This window comes from Candidatus Poriferisodalis sp. (assembly GCF_965215815.1).
Lineage (GTDB): Bacteria > Actinomycetota > Acidimicrobiia > Acidimicrobiales > Poriferisodalaceae > Poriferisodalis.
On the sequence record NZ_CBDCEO010000012.1, the window covers coordinates 409,579 to 426,697 of the forward strand.

Annotated in this window: 17 protein-coding genes; 11 read left to right on the forward strand and 6 right to left on the reverse strand. The window is 65.5% G+C overall.

Annotated features, from left to right (window positions below):
* Window positions 1-3: 3 nt before the first annotated feature.
* The 6 genes from ACOOHB_RS03950 to ACOOHB_RS03975 all read left to right on the forward strand — a co-directional run bounded on the left by ACOOHB_RS03950 (window position 4) and on the right by ACOOHB_RS03975 (window position 6,785).
* Window positions 4-1,233, forward strand: a complete 1,230-nt coding sequence (locus ACOOHB_RS03950; RefSeq protein WP_420443511.1) for a hypothetical protein — start codon at window positions 4-6, stop codon at window positions 1,231-1,233.
* Between the two features lie 7 nt (window positions 1,234-1,240).
* The gene (locus tag ACOOHB_RS03955; RefSeq protein WP_420443512.1) at window positions 1,241-2,407 is read left to right on the forward strand and encodes an acyl-CoA dehydrogenase family protein; all 1,167 of its coding nucleotides are present in this window, start codon (window positions 1,241-1,243) and stop codon (window positions 2,405-2,407) included.
* A gap of 31 nt (window positions 2,408-2,438) precedes the next feature.
* A complete protein-coding gene (locus ACOOHB_RS03960) occupies window positions 2,439-3,593 on the forward strand; it encodes a redoxin domain-containing protein (RefSeq protein WP_420444654.1) in 1,155 nt (384 codons plus the stop codon).
* A gap of 123 nt (window positions 3,594-3,716) precedes the next feature.
* Entirely contained in the window at window positions 3,717-4,016 is a 300-nt protein-coding gene (locus ACOOHB_RS03965; protein ID WP_420443513.1) for a hypothetical protein, read from the forward strand.
* Complete coding sequence (locus tag ACOOHB_RS03970; protein ID WP_420443514.1) at window positions 4,000-4,380, forward strand: hypothetical protein; 381 nt, start codon at window positions 4,000-4,002, stop codon at window positions 4,378-4,380. The genes ACOOHB_RS03965 and ACOOHB_RS03970 overlap by 17 nt, the downstream gene beginning before the upstream one ends.
* Before the next feature lie 119 nt (window positions 4,381-4,499).
* Window positions 4,500-6,785, forward strand: coding sequence for an arylsulfatase (locus tag ACOOHB_RS03975; protein ID WP_420443515.1), 2,286 nt, complete (start codon window positions 4,500-4,502; stop codon window positions 6,783-6,785).
* 34 nt (window positions 6,786-6,819) lie between these two features.
* On the opposite strand, the gene ACOOHB_RS03980 is transcribed toward ACOOHB_RS03975, so the two are convergent.
* Together ACOOHB_RS03980 and ACOOHB_RS03985 are read right to left on the reverse strand one after the other, a co-directional pair.
* A complete protein-coding gene (locus tag ACOOHB_RS03980) occupies window positions 6,820-7,263 on the reverse strand; it encodes a PaaI family thioesterase (protein ID WP_420443516.1) in 444 nt (147 codons plus the stop codon).
* Between the two features lie 60 nt (window positions 7,264-7,323).
* The gene (locus tag ACOOHB_RS03985; protein ID WP_420443517.1) at window positions 7,324-8,415 is read right to left on the reverse strand and encodes a zinc-dependent alcohol dehydrogenase; all 1,092 of its coding nucleotides are present in this window, start codon (window positions 8,413-8,415) and stop codon (window positions 7,324-7,326) included.
* Window positions 8,416-8,566: 151 nt separating this feature from the next.
* On the opposite strand from ACOOHB_RS03985, the gene ACOOHB_RS03990 reads away from it, so the two are divergent.
* The 3 genes from ACOOHB_RS03990 (at window position 8,567) to ACOOHB_RS04000 (ending at window position 10,404) form a co-directional block, all read left to right on the forward strand.
* Entirely contained in the window at window positions 8,567-9,751 is a 1,185-nt protein-coding gene (locus tag ACOOHB_RS03990; RefSeq protein ID WP_420443518.1) for a mandelate racemase/muconate lactonizing enzyme family protein, read from the forward strand.
* A 112-nt stretch (window positions 9,752-9,863) separates the two neighbouring features.
* The gene (locus ACOOHB_RS03995) at window positions 9,864-10,103 is read left to right on the forward strand and encodes a hypothetical protein (RefSeq protein WP_420443519.1); all 240 of its coding nucleotides are present in this window, start codon (window positions 9,864-9,866) and stop codon (window positions 10,101-10,103) included.
* The gene (locus ACOOHB_RS04000; protein WP_420443520.1) at window positions 10,090-10,404 is read left to right on the forward strand and encodes a type II toxin-antitoxin system PemK/MazF family toxin; all 315 of its coding nucleotides are present in this window, start codon (window positions 10,090-10,092) and stop codon (window positions 10,402-10,404) included. The genes ACOOHB_RS03995 and ACOOHB_RS04000 overlap by 14 nt, the downstream gene beginning before the upstream one ends.
* Window positions 10,405-10,432: 28 nt before the next feature.
* Here the strand turns inward: ACOOHB_RS04000 and ACOOHB_RS04005 are convergent, their stop codons facing one another.
* The 3 genes from ACOOHB_RS04005 to ACOOHB_RS04015 form a co-directional block, all read right to left on the reverse strand.
* Window positions 10,433-11,245: an SDR family oxidoreductase gene (locus tag ACOOHB_RS04005; RefSeq protein WP_420443521.1), complete on the reverse strand. Its 813-nt coding sequence runs from the start codon at window positions 11,243-11,245 to the stop codon at window positions 10,433-10,435.
* A 100-nt stretch (window positions 11,246-11,345) separates the two neighbouring features.
* Entirely contained in the window at window positions 11,346-11,759 is a 414-nt protein-coding gene (locus tag ACOOHB_RS04010) for a c-type cytochrome (protein WP_420443522.1), read from the reverse strand.
* Window positions 11,756-12,301 carry an O-acetyl-ADP-ribose deacetylase gene (locus ACOOHB_RS04015; protein WP_420444655.1) on the reverse strand — a complete coding sequence of 182 codons (546 nt, stop codon included), beginning with the start codon at window positions 12,299-12,301 and terminating at the stop codon, window positions 11,756-11,758. The genes ACOOHB_RS04010 and ACOOHB_RS04015 overlap by 4 nt, the downstream gene beginning before the upstream one ends.
* 592 nt (window positions 12,302-12,893) lie before the next feature.
* On the opposite strand from ACOOHB_RS04015, the gene ACOOHB_RS04020 reads away from it, so the two are divergent.
* Both ACOOHB_RS04020 and ACOOHB_RS04025 read left to right on the forward strand, forming a co-directional pair.
* On the forward strand, window positions 12,894-13,745 hold the full coding sequence (locus ACOOHB_RS04020) for a ribonuclease Z (RefSeq protein ID WP_420443523.1): 852 nt from the start codon (window positions 12,894-12,896) through the stop codon (window positions 13,743-13,745).
* A 4-nt stretch (window positions 13,746-13,749) separates the two neighbouring features.
* Complete coding sequence (locus tag ACOOHB_RS04025; RefSeq protein ID WP_420443524.1) at window positions 13,750-14,661, forward strand: haloalkane dehalogenase; 912 nt, start codon at window positions 13,750-13,752, stop codon at window positions 14,659-14,661.
* Window positions 14,662-14,683: 22 nt separating this feature from the next.
* Here the strand turns inward: ACOOHB_RS04025 and ACOOHB_RS04030 are convergent, their stop codons facing one another.
* Window positions 14,684-17,029, reverse strand: coding sequence for a CoA transferase (locus ACOOHB_RS04030; RefSeq protein ID WP_420443525.1), 2,346 nt, complete (start codon window positions 17,027-17,029; stop codon window positions 14,684-14,686).
* Window positions 17,030-17,119 lie beyond the last annotated feature (90 nt).

Below are 17,119 nucleotides of genomic sequence, written 5' to 3' on the forward strand. Positions count from 1 at the left end.
GACATGACTGACACCGCAACTCTGCCCCAGACCGCGGCGCCGACTGTGAAGGCAAGAGATGTCGCGTACATCCGGTTCTCGGCTCCGGATCTCGACGTCATGGAGACCTTCGTCACCGACTTTGGGCTGGTCGTGGCCCACCGCGACGACGACGTGTTGATCTCCCGAGGCCTTGAGCCGATGCCGTTCCTCCACGTCGTGCACCGGGGACCGGCCAAGTTCATCGGCTGGGCGTTCGAAGTGAATACCGAGGACGACCTGCACGCGTTGGCCGGCGTAGTGCCCGGCTGCTCGCCGGTGCATGACATCGGCGGCGCCGAGGGTCAGCTCGGCGGCGGCAAGCGTGTCCATTTCGTCGAGCCGATCACCGGGTTTGTGCTCGAGGCGGTGCACGGCCAGCAGGCCGAACCGCTCGCGCCCCGCCGCGACCGCATCACCTACAACCATGCTGGTGTCTCCGAACGGGTCGGCGTTGAGCAGGACGTGAGCGGCAACCGCGCCCCGATCCAGAAGGATCCCGGGGCACCCGAGGTGTATCGACTCGGTCATGTCGTGGCGGCAGTGCCGCCCGGCGCCCACCACTTCTTCATGAAATTCCTGGCGGATACCTTCGGCATGCTCGTGAGCGATGCGGCCCGGATGATCATCCCGCCGGGCGCGGAGGAGCACTTCCCGCCGCCGCTGGTGGAGCTGATCAAGGCGACCGGTTCCGACGTGATGTTCCAGTTCATGCGCATGGACCGGGGCACTGCCGACACCGACCACCACAGCATCCTGGTGCTGCCGCTGATGGACGGAACTCCCGCAGCCCAGCTCAGCCATGCCGCGTTCGAGGTGTTCAGCATGGACGACGTCTTCCGCGGTCACATGCACTTCCGGGAGCTGGCGGCGCAAGGCGCGCCGTATTCGCTGGCGTGGGGCGTCGGGCGCCACGTCTACGGCTCGCAGGTGTACGACTACTGGCACGATCCCTACGGTCACGTCCACGAGCACATGTGCGACGGCGACCGGGTGGACGCCAACTTCGGCCCGAATGTCATCGACATGACCGATCCAGGGCAGATGGGCCACAACGGGGGCAACCAATGGGGCCCGACCGTCGAGGAATCCGGTGTTCACAACCTCAACGGCCCCCAGTGCGACCCCAAGTTCGCGGATCAGCCCGATGACGTCCGCTCGTCGCTGCTATCGCGGGACCTGAGCGAGGTGCAGCACATCGTCGACGCGCTCTGAGCCGGCGATGAGCACCTACGAGAACCGGTTCCCGGCCGACCGGGAAGCCAACCGTGCCTACTTGCTGGCAGCGGTCTCGAGGGTGGCCGACGCGCTGGCAGCTGGCCGGGAGGAGTCCGAGCAGACGCGACGGCTTTCACCGACGTCGGTTGAGGCGTTGCGGAAATCGGGGCTCTTCATGCTGAAGACGCCCCGCGAGGTGGGCGGCGCCGAAGCTCATCCGGTGGTCCAGATGGACGTCATCGAGGCGGTTGCGATGATCGACTCGGCGGCTTCGTGGTGCATGTTCATCTCTGCGGCGGTGACCGGTGCCACGCTGTCGCAGCTCCCTGACGAGGCTGTCGATGAGGTCCTCGCCGACGGCTTCCCGTTCATGGCCGGGGCGTTGCGGACGGGCGGGACGGCCCGAAAGGTCGACGGCGGATACCGGGTGTCAGGCCGGTGGGCGTGGGGCAGTGGTGTCGAGCATTCCGATTGGGTGATGGTGCCGGTGTTCTGCGACGGACCGCCGCTGATCAGGGCGCTTGTGCCTACGAGCGAGGTCATCCTGCATGACACTTGGCACACGCTGGGCATGCGCGGAACAGGCAGCTGCGATTACGAGCTGAACGATGTCTTCGTTCCCGACCGATTCGCGACCGACCTGCTCGGAGCCGAGCTGTTGCGGGGAGGGGCGCTGCACCGACTGGGATTGCCGGCGTACGTCGTGAACGAGCACGGCAGCTTCGCCTACGCCCTCGGCCGGCTGGCGCTTCGGACCATGAGCGAGGCCGCCATCGAGAAGAAGCGGGGCTACCTCGGCGGAGCCAGCATCGCTGATCGGCAGGTCTTCCAGCGTGCGATCGGTCAGGGCACCATCCGGATGAATGCCTGCGCGGCCGGGATGGCCGAGGCGCTCGAGCGGATGTTCGACTCAGCCGCAGAAGGTCCACCCAATCCGGCGTTGGCGACCGAGAGCCAGGCCGCGGCGGTGTGGTGCACCGACGAGGCAATCGACGTGGTAGGCGGCCTATTCCGCTACGCAGGCGGCAGCGCGGTCATGCTGGCGAACGAAATGCAGCGCATCCTGCGGGACATCTACACGGTGCAATCGCACCTTATGGTCTCTGACATTGGTTACGAGAGCTACGGCTGCGTGGTCCTCGGCCTGGACCCCGGCGGCGGTCTTCCATAATGGCGTGAGCCGGCTGAGGCAAGGAAAAATCGTGATCATCCTCGCCAACGACAAAGCGAGCACCGTCGCCCAGCGGACCGATGACACGCGAGAGCTGTGGGTGCGGGTCAACGAGCTCTCCGGAGCCACCGGCTGGCAGCTGAAACCTGAGGGTGTTTGCCTCGGCGAGCTGTGCGTGCCGCTGTTCGAACCCGAACGTGAAGCCTGGATCGCTGACGCCGACGACTGGGTGTGGTTCTGCTACTCGGCCTTTGCCGACAAGATCGGCCAGAAACACGTTCGCGACGGCGGTGTGTGGAGCCTCGGCTCGGTGCCTGAGATTCGCCGATCTGGGTTGGAATCGGGGCTTGCCCCCGACTTCGAAATGGCCGAGCGCAACGGCGACACGCTGCGATTGTCCGACCTGCGAGGTCGCAAGGTGGTGTTGTTCACCTGGGCCTCCTGGTGAGGGTGCCGGATCAGCCTGCCGGTCTGGCAGGAGCTCTACACCTCGATCGGCCCCGACCGATTCGAGCTGGTCGGTGTGGCCCAAGACTCACGAGGCGAGGCTGCAGCGGGCAAGTGGCTCGACCGGGCCTCGCCGACGTATCGGTGCGTTGTCGACTCGACGCACCGGATCAGCTCGTTGTTCGGTTGGGTCAACGTGCCGTCGGCCGCATGGATCGACGAGGAGGGGCGCATCGTTCGCAGCAACGAAGGCGTGTACCCGGCCGAGGCCACAATCAAGTTCGGACTCGGCAAGGTCCGCATCGGCAGCGACGCGTTTGCCTCTGCGACTCGCGACTGGATCGAGCGAGGGGCGGACAGCGAGTTCGTTTGGTCAAGCGAGGAGCTAGCTGCTCGCCGCAAGCCGGTCGACGATGACACGCTGCTGGCGGAACCGACGTTCAAGCTCGCGCTGCACTTCGAAGCGGCAGGCGAGAGTGAGGGTGCACTGTGGCACTTCGAAGCTGCGCAACGCTTGGCGCCGGACAACTGGAACTACAACCGGCAGGGCTGGACGCACAAGGGGACCGCTTACGCACACCTGCGAGTGTTGAAGCGGACGAACGACATGCGCAAGAACTCCGACAAGAACTACTACGACCCCATGGAGCTGCCGGGCGAGAATCATCACCAAGTCACGCAGCCAGATTGGATCTGGACACCCGCCCTGAAGCGGGTGAAGAGCCTGCTCCGCCGCTAACTGAGCGCCGCGTGATCGGCGCCTGCGCGCCTATGCCTTGTCGGCTGTGGGCGTGTTGATGAGCATCGCCACCAACAAGCAGACGCCCGCCGCGCCATGCTCGTGTGAAAATATGATGAAGGTATGACAAAGCGCCGAATTACCGTCACCGTCGATGCAGGTCTCATCGAGGCAGCGACCAACGCAGTGAATGCCGGGGATGCATCGTCCGTGAGTGCGTGGGTGAACGAGGCGATGGCAGCCAAGAGCGAGAAACGACGCCTCCTCGCAGCGTTGGCCGAGGCCATCGAGGATTATGAAGCCGAATTCGGTGAGATCACCGACGAGGCGCTGGACGAACGACAGCGCCTCGATCTTCAGGCCGCGGCGCAAGTCCGGGCGAGATTGCGCGAGCGGAAGGCGAAAGGTGAGTTTGGTACTTGATTCGGGGGCGCTGATTTCCCTTGAACGCAACGACCTCGCAACCTGGGAGCGATTGTCGATTGCGCATCGCACGGGCCGTCCGCCCATAACGCACGGGGGCGTGATTGCTCAGGTATGGCGAGGCGGAACGGGCCGTCAAACCCGACTGGCGAGAGCGTTGCGTGGCATTCGAACGGAGCCTCTCGATGACGCGCTCGGGCGACGGGCGGGAGTGCTGCTTGCACGCTCGGGCCTCGCCGATGCGATCGATGCAGCGCTCGTCGCATTGTGCGACCACGACGATGAGATCCTGACCTCTGATCCTGACGATATTGCTGTGCTCGTCGATGCAGCAGGCCTCCGCGTCGACATCCTGTCCGTCTGAACGCCATCAGGAACTCAGGCGATGTACAGGGTCACGGCCACGCGACGGAGCCTGTGACGGAATTCGTGGCGCGGCCTTGACGTAGCGTGCCGGTCACTGACAAATGGGGGACAACACCGATGACCACTCCAAGCGCGCACGCGTCATTTCAGGGCCGAATCGGTCGAACCGTTGCCGAGTCTGAGCCGTGGTTCGAGGAACATCCCCATGCGCCCCCTGGAGCGCCGAATGTCGTGTTCGTGCTGCTCGACGACACCGGGTTCGCCCAGTTCGGCTGCTTTGGGTCTGACATCGACACGCCGAACATCAATGCACTCGCTGCGGACGGCGTCCAGTTCACGAACTTCCATGTCGCGCCGCTGTGCTCGCCGACCCGGGCTTCACTGCTGACCGGCCGGGCCCAGCACGCCGTCGGCATGCGATCGGTGTCGAACTTCCAGACCGGCTACCCGAATCAGCTCGGGCACATCACCAACCACGCTGCGACCGTCGCAGAGGTGCTGCGAGACGAGGGCTATGCCACGTTCTGCACCGGCAAGTGGCACCTCGCGCCGACGGAGAACAGCTCTGCCGCCGGCCCGTTCGACCAATGGCCCCTTGGCCGGGGTTTCGATCGCTTCTACGGATTCCTCGAAGGCGAGACCGACCAGTTCTTCCCCGAACTTGTCACTGACAATCACCCGATTGACCCGCCTGCTCGTCCCGAGGACGGGTATCACCTCAGCGAAGACCTCGTCGATCAGATGCTGCAGATGATCAGCAACAGCAAGGGAGTGCGTCCCGACCGGCCGATCTTCGCGTACCTGCCCTTTGGCGCCACGCACGCTCCGCACCAAGCACCGCCGGAGTACCTCGCGAAGTACCGGGGCCGCTACGACGAGGGTTGGGATGTGGTGCGCCAGCGCTGGTACGACCGGCAGATCGAGATGGGCGTCATACCCCCGCACACCGTGCTGGCGCCACTGAACCCGGGCGTGAAGCCGTGGGACAAGCTGTCAGTGAACGAGCAGAAGCTGGCCTGCCGGCTGCAAGAGGCCTTTGCCGCTTTCCTGGATCACACCGACGACCAGATCGGGCGATTCGTTGCCGGGCTCGAACATCTCGGGCTGCTCGACAACACGATCTTCATCGTGATGGCCGACAACGGTGCATCCCAAGAGGGCGGACCGACCGGCGTGATGCACGAATTCAAGTTCTTCAATGGACTGGTTGAGTCGATCGACGATGTCGTCGAGCGGCTCGACGACATCGGTGGGCCCAACAGCCACACCAACTACCCGTGGGGCTGGGCCCAATGCGGCAACTCGCCATTCCGCTGGTACAAGCAGAACACCCATGAGGGCGGGGTGCACGTGCCGATGGTGGTGCATTGGCCCGCTGGCATCGCCGCCGACCAGCGAGGAACGAAGCGGAGCCAATTCGTCAATGTGTCTGACGTGACCCCCACGGTCTACGAGCTCCTCGGTGTCACGCCGCCCGAGACGTACCGAGGACTGGTCCAGCTCCCGGTCACCGGCAACTCGTTCGCGTCGGTGCTGGCGGACCCTGATGCCCAGGCCACAAACACGCTGCAGTACTTCGAGAATTCCGGGTCGCGTGCCCTGGTCGCGTTCGGGGACGGCATCTGGTGGAAGGCCGTGGTGCGGCACCTCCCGGACGATGACTTCGACACCGAGCCGTGGGAGCTGTTCGACCTCGGGGCGGATCCCTCCGAATGCAATGACCTCGCGGCCGACCAACCCGAGCGTCTCGAAGAGCTGATCGGCTTGTGGTGGTCCGAAGCCGAGCGCAACGGCGTACTGCCGCTTGACGACCGCAGCGGCATTTTGCTGTTCGGGGCACGGTTGCGCGAGAACTCGCCGCATCCGCCGAGCCGGCGCTATGTGTACCGGCCGCCGCTGTCCCGGATCCCCATGGGGGCGTCCCCGTCTGCCGGTGGCAATTTGTTCGACCTCACAGCCCGAGTGAGTCGGGGTGCGGGCGACGAGGGCGTCATCTGGGCGACGGGCACCGCAGGTGCCGGCGTGTCGGTCTTCGTCCAGAACGAACGCCTCGTTGTGGACTACAACGCGTTCGCGGATCGCACGATCGTGGAGTCGTCCATCGAGGTGCCCGAAGGCGACTGCGAGTTGTCGGTGCGGCTCCGCCGTACAGACAAGGTGGGTGGAGTCATCGAACTGGCGGTTGACGGCCAGCCGGCAGGCACCGCAGAGCTGCCGTTCATCATGCGAATGATCTCATCGTTGGGTTCCAGCATCGGCCACGACCACGGTTCAACGGTGTCTGAGCACTACGAGGGCTCGTTCCCGTTTGCCGGCACCCTGCACGAGGTGGAGATCAACCTCTCGGAGCGCACAGCGGCCGACGTCACCGCCACCGCCAGAGCCGAGATGGCCCGTCAGTAGGCCGTAGTACGCAGCGGCGCGCCGCCCGTTGCGGTCAGCCTGAAGTCTTCGGGGCGACGATCGTGGTGGTGCCCTGAGCGACGGCGACCATCCGCTCGCCGTTGGTGATCTCGACACGCACGACAGCGAGTCGCTTGCTCATCGAGATGATCTCGGCGGTGGCCACGCAGGTGCCGTCGGTGACGGGAGCGAGCAGGTTGATTTTGAATTCGGTGGTGGCGGCCCAGTAGCCGGGCGGCATGACTGGGTACATGACCACGCCGAGCACGTGATCGCACATTGCAGACAAGCAACCGCCGTGCATGGTGCCCATCGTCGTGATCAGTTCGTCGGTGATCGGCATCTCGCACACGAGGCGGCCTGCTTCAAACTCCACCGCCTTGATGCCCAGGTAGCCGTCGATGCCGCTGCGGGACACGCGGCCGATGATCTTGCCGGCCCACTCCTGATTGAAGGTTTCAAAGACCGGACGGTTCACGGGATGGCTCCTAGGACTGGGCAGGATCAGGTGCAAAGACGCCGTGCTGTGTTTGATGGTTCACGGCGCAAAGACGCCGTGAACGGGCGGCACGCCGGAACGTTCGCCGGCGAGTAGCTGAATCAGCGGCTCGAGGTCGTCGAAGCCGGCGACTTGGCGAGGCAGGTCTTCGAATGGGTAGCGGCCTGAGACGAGCAGGTCGAGTGCCTTGCGGTACGCGCCGACGTCAACGCCAAGGGCGCCGATGATCCGCAGCTCCTTGTAGACGATGTGATCGGGGTCGAAGCCCGGCGTTTCGGGAGTACCGCGGGTTCCGGCGAGCACAATGGTGCCTCCGGGACGGGCGAGCTGAACAGCCTGAGCGAGCGCGGCCGGGGCCTTCGCCGTGACGTCGACCACGACGTCAGCCTTGCGCCCGATTGCTTCGCGTAGCGCACGATTCGGATCGGTCTCGGAGACATCGACGGCGAGGTCCGCACCGAACGCGGGCGCCAGGGCCAGCCGTTCTGCATCGCGAGCTCCGAGGCCCGTGATCATGACGAAGCCCGCGCCGGCTTCCTTCACGGCTGCAGCAGCGCACAGACCTCGAACACCCGGTCCGAGAATCGCCACGACGTCACCCGGCTGGGTCTCGGGGATCTCTACCGCCCAGCGGATGCCAGCACCGAGCGGATTGAACAGAGTGGCGGCAACCGGGTCGAGCTCGTCAGGCACTGGCATCAACATCGAGTCGGGTCCCAGATACAGATGCGAGGCGTAGCCGCCGCCCAAGCCGGGCGGCATGTCGGCATCGGTGAACCCGATCATCGTGCGCAGCCCGTTGCGTTCACAGCGCCGGTACACGTCTGCTCGGCACTGCTCGCATTCCCGGCAGGACAGAAACACCTCAACGGCGACCCGCTGACCAGCGCTCACACCCCAGCGCTCGGCTGCTTCGTCGCCCAGTTCCTCCACCACACCGATCACCTCGTGACCGGGAATGAACGCATGTGGGTTGGTGATGTGCCCCGTGTACTGCTCGTGATCGGTGCCGCACAGGCCGCATGCCTCGATGCGCAGTAGGCCGTCGCTGGCGCCGATGTCCGGCAGATCGAAGCTGCGCTGCTCGAAAGAGCGGGGTGACGTGAGCACCAGTCCAGTTGCAGTTGTCATCGAAGCTGACCCTCACCTGGTGACAAGCAGCGCGGCGATTCCAACGCCGGTCAGTGGCGTACCGGGCACGCCGACGAAGACGTTAGGTCACTGGCGCCGCAGAGCCGGCTGTAGGACACATCACCACGGCGAGCACCCGTACGCTGCGACGATGACCCCAACGATCGTTGAGGTGACGGCGGCCCCTCTGCGGCGGCCTGAAGTGCTGGGGCGAACCGTTCCGCCCACCGTGTCGTGGGACTCCACGGGCATGATGCACGCGCTGTCGAATGACGGCAGCTTTGCCGGCCAGGCGATGCGATTCGAGCCTCCCTGGGACGACGTTCTGTGCGTGGTGACCGCCTCGGATGGCAGCTTCGGCGTCGGCATGACCAGCCAGGCAGGGCCGGTCGTGCCGATCATCAACGACTTCTTCGGCCCGATGATCGTCGGGGAGAGCGTTCTTGCTGTCGAGCGGCTGTGGAACATGATGAGCCGAAGCGCCAACAGCGCTTTCGGTGCGGCAGGCCTGGCTGCGTATGCCCTGAGTGCGGTCGATCTGGCCCTGTGGGATCTCAAGGGCAAGGTTCTGGGCCGGCCCGTCTACGAGATCATCGGCGGCCCGGCCAGGGAGCGCACACGCTGCTACGCGACTGGCAACGACCTCGACGACTCGCGCAACCGAGGATTCGACGCGTTCAAGCTGGCCGGCTCGGTCGGGCCCGGATCAGGTACTGCTGGCATTGCCGAGACCGAGCATCTGGTGGCGAGCGCTCGCTCAGAACTCGGGCCCGATGCCGACATCATGCTGGACTGCTGGTCGTCGCTCGATGCGTCGTACACCGTGCGCCTCGGCGAGGCACTGGCCCCGTACCGGCTGACCTGGATGGAGGACTTCGCGCAGCCCGACGACTGGCCCGGGTACGCAGACATGCGCCGACGATTGCCCACGCAGACGCTGGCCGCGGGCGAGCGCTGGCTGACCGACCGGGCGTTCGCGCATGCCGCCCAGCAGCGACTCGTGGACGTGCTGCAGCCGGACATCCAGTGGGTGGGAGGTGCCACGGCTGTGCTCCGGATCGCGGCTATCGCTGCCTCGTCGGGCATTGAGCTGGCTCTGCACGGGGGTTGCAACGACAGCTATGGCCAGCACTTGTGCCACGCGCTGCCGCAGAACCGTTGGGCGGAAATGTATGTCGGCTGCCCGCCGGGCGAGTCGCTGATGAATGCCTGGCGATCCACTCCCGGCATGTCCCTTCCCGGCGATGGCTGGCTCGTGCCCAGCGACGCGCCCGGCTTCGGCATCGAGCTGACCCCCGAGCAGATCGACGCTGCTGTAGGGGAAGAGGACTCTTGAGCGCCCGCGCCAGCGGCCCCCGGGAAGTCGGCACTCAGGATCTGCGGGAGCGTGACGTCGGCGCATTTCTCCAGCTCGCTGGGCGTACTACGAAATGTGATACATTCGACTCGTGGCGCGTGCGATCTCAGTCAGGCTCGATGAAGAGGCGCTTCGGGCGCTACGGCAGGTCGAAGCGCAAGGCTTGACGCAGTCCGAGGCCGTACGTGCGTCGATCGTGCATGAGGCGGAGCGGCTGCAAGAACGTCGAGCGCTGGCGGCCGAAGTTGCCGCATTGGAATCCGACGAGGCCGACCGTGCAGAGATGGCGGCCGTCGCGAGCTTGATGGAAGACCTGCGTGCGCCGGGGTGATATCTATGAACTGCGACTGCCCAAAGGCGTCGGCCACGAACAGCACGGACGTCGGTTCGGCGTGGTGGTCCAGTCGGACGCCCTCTTGCCTCGGTCGGTTGTCCTGATCGCGCCGACATCGACCAGGGCACGACCGGCCTCGTTCCGGCCAGCCATCGATCTCGACGGACAGCGCACGCTTGTGCTCGCGGAGCATGTCGGGGCCGTCGATGTGAACCGACTCGGCGATCTCGTCGGCCACATCACTCAAGAAGAGCTCTGGGGCATTGACCTCGCGCTGGGCACCGTGCTCGACCTATGAAGTGAATTCGAAACCAGTCGGGCAGCGCTCAGGATTTGCGGGAGCGCGATGCTGGCGAGTCCTTGGGATTGGCCCATCCGACCGTCATGCCGGCTGAAAGGCCGTTGTCGACGGGCAGATCGATGCCGTTGACCCAGCCGCACTCGCCGGCCAGCAGCCAGGTCACGACCTCAGCTTGATCCTCGGGGAGGCCCACTCGCCCGACTCGCTCGTTCAGCCAGGCCATCTGTTCGGCGCCTGCGTCCTGTTCGAAGTACGGGAACAGGGGAGTGTTCACCGGTCCCGGACTGACGGAATTGACGCGGATGCCGGGCTCGATCAGCCTCCCTGCGAGGTGCTTCGTATACGACGCGACCCATTCCTTGGACAGCACATACGCGGCCGGGCCGCCGCGCTCGTACGCCTGGGCAACCTCGATGCCCGCTGCGAAATCCGCCGCAGCATCAAGCTCGGCGATGCGGTCGCGGTGCCGATGCCAGACCATCGCGGCGAGCGAAGCGATGTTGACGATCGAGCCGCCGTCATTGAGCTTTCCCGCCGCCAGCAGTGCCTCGGTGAGGTGGCGCAGCCCGTACACGTTCACCCGCAAGACCAGCTCGGCGCCCATGCTCCCGGCAACACCTGCGATGTTGCCGAGCCCGTCGAAAGAGCCGTCGATCCCGGCGACTACCTCGTCGATCGACGCGGGATCCGACATGTCGCAGTGATGATGTTCGCTCGCACCCTCGGGAGCGTCCTTGATGTCAAGGCTCACCACCTCGTGTCCATCCGTCACAAGCCGTCGCAGGGTCGCGTTCCCGATCCCTGTCGAAGCCCCTGTCAACAGAATGCGTTTGGCCATGATGGTTCCCCTTGCGAATCGTGGAAGTCCGAGCGTTGCCGTTCGCTCGGCGCAGCGAGACTAGATCGGCACGGGACACATCAGCCCGTGCCGGTCTTGGTCACTCTGCGAAGCCGAGGCGTTCCTGTTCGGCTCGCACGAAAGCGATAACTGCCTCGATCTCGTCATCGGAGATGCCTTCGACCGGCGGCATGTCACCGAACCACCAGTGGTGCTCGGGCGCTCCTTCGCTGATGGCTGAGCGGAAGGCGTAGTCGCCGTGGTGGCCGGGTTCGTAGATGATGGACAACTGCGACGGGCCTTTGTCGGTCCCGCGTAGGTCGACCCCGTGGCACTCAGCGCAATATTGCTGGTAGACGGCCGCGCCGTCGAGGGGAGCCTCGGTGCTTGTTGCCGGATCGGCTTGAGTGTCGTTCATGGCCTCCGGCGTTGCATCTGTGGATCCGCATCCCGAGGCGACGAGGGACGCGGTGAGAACGGTGACAGCAATTGCGTGGGACAGCTGTGCCTTCATGGCATTGGGCCGAGGATGGCTCGGTAGGCGTGGAGGGCCTCGTCGTTGAAGCATACGAAACGGACGAGTTCGACCTTGGTGGATGTGCTGCGAACGGTGTCGATCGCAATCTGCGTGGCAGGCGCGACGGGGTAGCTGTAGACGCCAGTGGAGATGGCGGGGAACGCGATGGACGCGGCGCCGACTTCGTCGGCCCGGGCAAGCGATTCTTGGTAGCACGAGGCCAGCAGTTCGGCCTCGCCGTGAGAGCCGCCGTGCCAGATGGGACCGACGGTATGGATCACCGAGCGAGCAGGCAGCCCGAAACCCGGCGTGATCTTGGCCTGACCGGTAGGGCAGCCCCCGAGCGTGCGGCAGTGTGCGAGCAGTTCTGGCCCCGCTGCGCGGTGAATTGCGCCGTCCACACCGCCTCCGCCCAGCAACGTCTCGTTGGCGGCATTGACGATTGCGTCGACGCATTCAGCAGTGATGTCGCCGAGCGTCACCTCGAGGCGTGGGCCGATGCGGCGAAGCCTGGCGGTGTAGCCGAGGTACTGCCACATCATGTGCTCGCCGTCTCGCCAGCGCCTGACCTCGATGTCCATGCCGATCGGCCGCAGGACATGGACGCCGTCCTCGTAGGTAGCAATCACATGGATGGGGGTGCTCTTGTCGAACTCGGCCACGTCGTGGACACCGTTGGCTTCGGTGCCGTCACATCGCATGTCGTGAATGATCCCTCCGCCGGTGACGACCACTCGATCTCCCGCCTGCTCGATGCGCTGGACATGGTTGAGCCCGGGATGATCAGGCACGCTTTCGCCGTCGACAACCACATCGACCGTCTGCCACCGCCCGCCGATGGCTGGTGCTTCGTCGGGGGTCGGCTCGACGCAACCGGCGAGCACCGGCGCGGGGAAGGCGTCGTACCCGCCCGGGGGTGTGTAGGCGACCGGGATGCTGTCGATTGTCGGCTGAGCCATCAGTGGAGCGCTCGATTCCTCGGCGTTGTGACCAATTGGACCATGTGACAGTGTGCAGCAACAGACACGCAATACATGGCTTCACCACTAGCTTCTGGCGCGCTGAGGACGGCTCGTCGGGACATGGGATGCTCGCCGGTCGAGGCCTCGATGTTCACGATCGGATCGCCACATGAGCCTCGCCGTCACTTTGCTTGGAACGGGCAGTCCGTTGCCTGATCCAAACCGGGCTGGGCCGTCGACGCTGATCTCTGCCGGGGACGAGCACTATCTGGTGGACGCCGGGCGTGGCGTGCTGATGCGGATGGCAGCCGCCGGAGTGGGCGCGCCGAACCTGAGTGCCGTGCTGTTGACGCACCTGCACAGCGATCACATCACTGACCTCAACGACGTCATCACCACCCGGTGGGTGATGACGTTCGAGTCGACGCCGCTCGTCGTGGTGGGTCCCGTCGGCACGGCGGCCGTCGTGGAGCATCTGTTGGCGTCGCTCGGACCCGACATCGGCTACCGCATCGCCCACCACGCCGACCTCGACTACCCGCCGCCGGTCATCGTGACCGAAGTGAGCGACGGCCCGATCGACCTCGGCGGTGCGGTGACGGTGGTGTGCGCTCCGACGGACCACCGCCCAGTCGAGCCGAGCGTGGGGTACCGGTTCGAGCATGGTGGCGCAGTCGTGGTGGCCGCAGGTGACACGGTGCCGTGTGACGGGCTGGATCGCCTGTGCGACGGTGCCGATGCGCTCGTGCACACGGTGATCAACAAGGACGTCATCGCTCAGCTGCCGTTCCAGCGGATCAAGGACACTCTCGGGTACCACTCATCGCCAGCCGAGGCGGCCCAGACTGCCCAGCGAGCGGGCGTAGGCACCCTCATCCTCACGCATTACGTGCCGCCATTCCCACCTGGCGGCGGCGCTGAATGGCACGACATGGCGGCAGCCCACTTCGACGGTGTGATCGAGGTCGGCGACGACCTGCATCGTGTCGAAATCCCAACCGAAACCGACAGCGGAGACTGAGATCATGCACACCCTGCGCACACCAGACGAACGGTTCGAGGATCTGCCCGACTACGACTTCGAACCGCACTACGCCGAGATTCCCGACGGCGACGGCGGCACGTTACGGGTGCATTACCTGGACGAAGGCCCGGCTGATGCCGCACCGGTGCTACTGCTGCACGGCGAGCCCTCGTGGGCGTACCTCTACCGGCACATGATTCGGCCGCTCGCCGACGCCGGCCATCGTGTGATCGTGCCGGACCAGGTTGGCTTCGGGCGCAGCGACAAGCCGGCCGAGATGACCGACTACAGCTACGCCCGCCATGTCGACTGGATGTCGAGCCTGGTGTTCGACTGCCTCGATCTGGGTGACATCACGTTCTTCGGCCAGGACTGGGGCGGTCTGATCGGCCTGCGCCTCGTGACCGCCCACCCCGACCGCTTCGCTCGTGTGGCGATCTCCAACACCGGGCTGCCCACAGGGGACCGCAGGCCCAGCGATGCGTTCATGGCGTGGCAGAAATACTCGCAGGAATCGCCCGTCTTCCCGATCGGCGACATCGTGAACGGCGGCTGCCTGACCGACCTTTCCGCCGACGAGGTCGACGCATACAACGCGCCGTTCCCCGACGATTCCTACAAGGCCGGCGCACGCATCTGGCCGTCTTTCGTCTGCACCTCGCCCGACGATCCCGAGGCTCCTGCCAACCGCGAGGCCTGGGGCCTGCTTGAGCAGTTCACGAAGCCGTTCCTGTGCTGTTTCAGCGACAGTGACCCAGTCACCCAAGGTGCCGACAAGCCGTTCCGGGCGCGGGTTCCCGGCGCACAGGATCAAGCGCACACCACCATCGAGGGCGCATCGCACTTCCTTCAGGAAGACCGCGGCCCCGAGCTTGCAGCCGTGCTAGCGGACTTCATTGCCTCAACCAACTGAGCGTGCGGCTGAGGCGTTCGGCTCACTCCAAGGCTTCGGCCATGGCGAGTTCGGCGATCCGGTCGGCGTCGTAGCCGAGGATGTCGCCGAGGACTTCCATGGCGTGCTCGCCGTAGGTGGGTCCGGCCCAGTCGAATCCGCTCGAAGCCGCTGACATGGTGTAGGGCATCGCATCGACGATGGTGCGGCGGGCGTACTGATGGGGGGCCCATTGGAAGTGGCCGCGGTGGGCGAGCTGCGGATCGTCGATGCAGGCGCCCGAATTCTGGACGTAGTGGGCGGTGATGCCGTGCGCTTGCAAGCGATGCATGAGGCCGGGACCGTTCTGCCGTGCGGTGAAGGCGGTGACGATCTCATCCAGTTCGGTCTGCCGCTCTCGACGACTGCTGTGGCCCAGATCGGCGAGGTCATCGCGGCGCATCTCGATGGCGAGCGACTGCCATTGCTCGTCGCCTTCGATGGCGATGGCGATCCACTCGTCGTCGCCGGCTGCCGGGTACACGCCGTGCGGGACCATGTCGTCGTCCTCGTTGCCACGGCGAGTGCGCCGGTTGCCCGTGGCCTGCATTTCGGCGATTGCCGGCGCCAGCATGTGCACCGCGGCTTCCATCTGTGAGAAGTCCAGATGCTGACCCTGCCCGGTTCGCCGACGGTGGTCGAGCGCGGCGAGCAGGGCGCAGACGGTGAATCGGGGCGAGCAGTAGTCGGTGTATGCGAGGTACGGCCCTGCGGGACCGCGGTCAGCCCAGCCGGTGATGTCGAAGAAGCCCGCAATCGACGCTGCCATATTCCCGAATCCGGCGAAACGGCGTTGCGGTCCGGTCTGGCCCATTACGCAGCTCGAGAGCATGACGAGTTCCGGGTTGACCTCGCGCAGGTCGTCGTAACTGAGTCCCCAGGCGGCCAGCGTGCCCGGAGTGAAGGACTCGATGGCCACGTCGGCCCACGCGACGAGATCGCGGACGACCTCGCGGGCTTCAGGCTTGCTCAGGTCCAGCGAGATGGTCATCTTGTTGGCATTCGAGGAATGCCAAGCAATGGCGTTCTCCTGGTCAGCCACGTCGTCGCGGTGGCCCAACGCGCCACGCAACAGACACGGCCGGTTCTGCGTCTCCACCCGGACGACCGTGGCGCCCCAGTGGGCGAGGATCTTGGTGGCAAGCGGGGCGGCTGCCACCCAGGCCAGATCGGCGACCTTCAACCCGGCCAGAGGCTTGTCCGAGCGAGCTCCCTCTGGCAACTGCACTGGAACCGAACGCTGCGCGGCGGCGCTTGCGGTTCGTACTTCTTCGCTGTGCTCGCCGACTTCGGGCGCCCGCTCCAGTGGTGCCAGGGGGCTTCGGCTCGCAAGCACGAAGCGACCTGGCATGTGGATGCCGTCGAGATCATCCCAGAAGTCCCGCGCCGCCAGCTGCGGGCTGTCGAGGACGTCGGCCAGGCTGTTCACGGGGCACACCAGCAGCGAGTCGCGCAACCCTCGCTCGATCAGCTCCGCTTTGGTCTTGGTCAGACAGAAGCGGGCGATGTCGCCCATCACGGCTTCGACGACGTCGATGGTTTCCTCGCCCGTTTGCAGCTTCAGAGCAAAATTGACCCAGTCCTTGTTGAGCGTTTCGGTGTCGCAGAAGCCTTCTTCGTGCATCCACTCGAGGTAGCGACGCACCATCGGCCCGATCATCGGACCAAAAGCGACCGTGACGATGACGTACCCGTCTTTGCAGGGGTAGATCGTGCGCAGCATCAAATCGCCGAAACGCACGCCACCGGCTTCGCGCTGGACTTCGGCGATTCCGGCGGGGGCGTACAGAACCGCGGAAAGCGCTGTCTCGCACACCGCCTGCTGTGTCGACAGGTCGATGTGCTGGCCGCACCCGATTCGGGCCCGGTGCTCGAGTGCGACGAGTGCGGCGACGGCGGCCTGTGCCGAGGCGTGCAGCCACGCCTGAGGAATGCTGATGCGCACTGGCGGCCGGTCGCTGTCCCCGGTCACCGCGAGCTGGCCGCTGGACGCAAACAGGGTCAGGTCGGTGGCACGCCAACTGGCCTTCGGCCCGGTCTCGCCCCAAGGAGTGATGTGGACCGTGACGAGCTGCTCGTTGGCGTCCCGGAGGGCCGAGAGATCGATGCTGAAGGGCGTGCCGTCGTTGTGCAGCACGACATCGGCATCGGCCGCCAGCGCAGCCACCTCGTCGGCGCTGGCGGAGACGACCGAGCGCTTGCCACGGTTGTACGCATCGTGGGCATAGCCGCGCGGCCAGCCGCCGGGAGGCTCCACCAGCACCACATCGGCGCCGAGTTGTGCCAGCAGATTGCCGGCGAACCAGCACCGGTCATCGGTGAGATCCAGCACGCGATATGGACCCAGCATCCCGTCCTCCAGGTGTCGATTCTGCGGTAATCGTCCGCCGCGACGCTCTTGTTCGGACACTACTTGCGCCTGTGGGACGGCCTCGAAGCG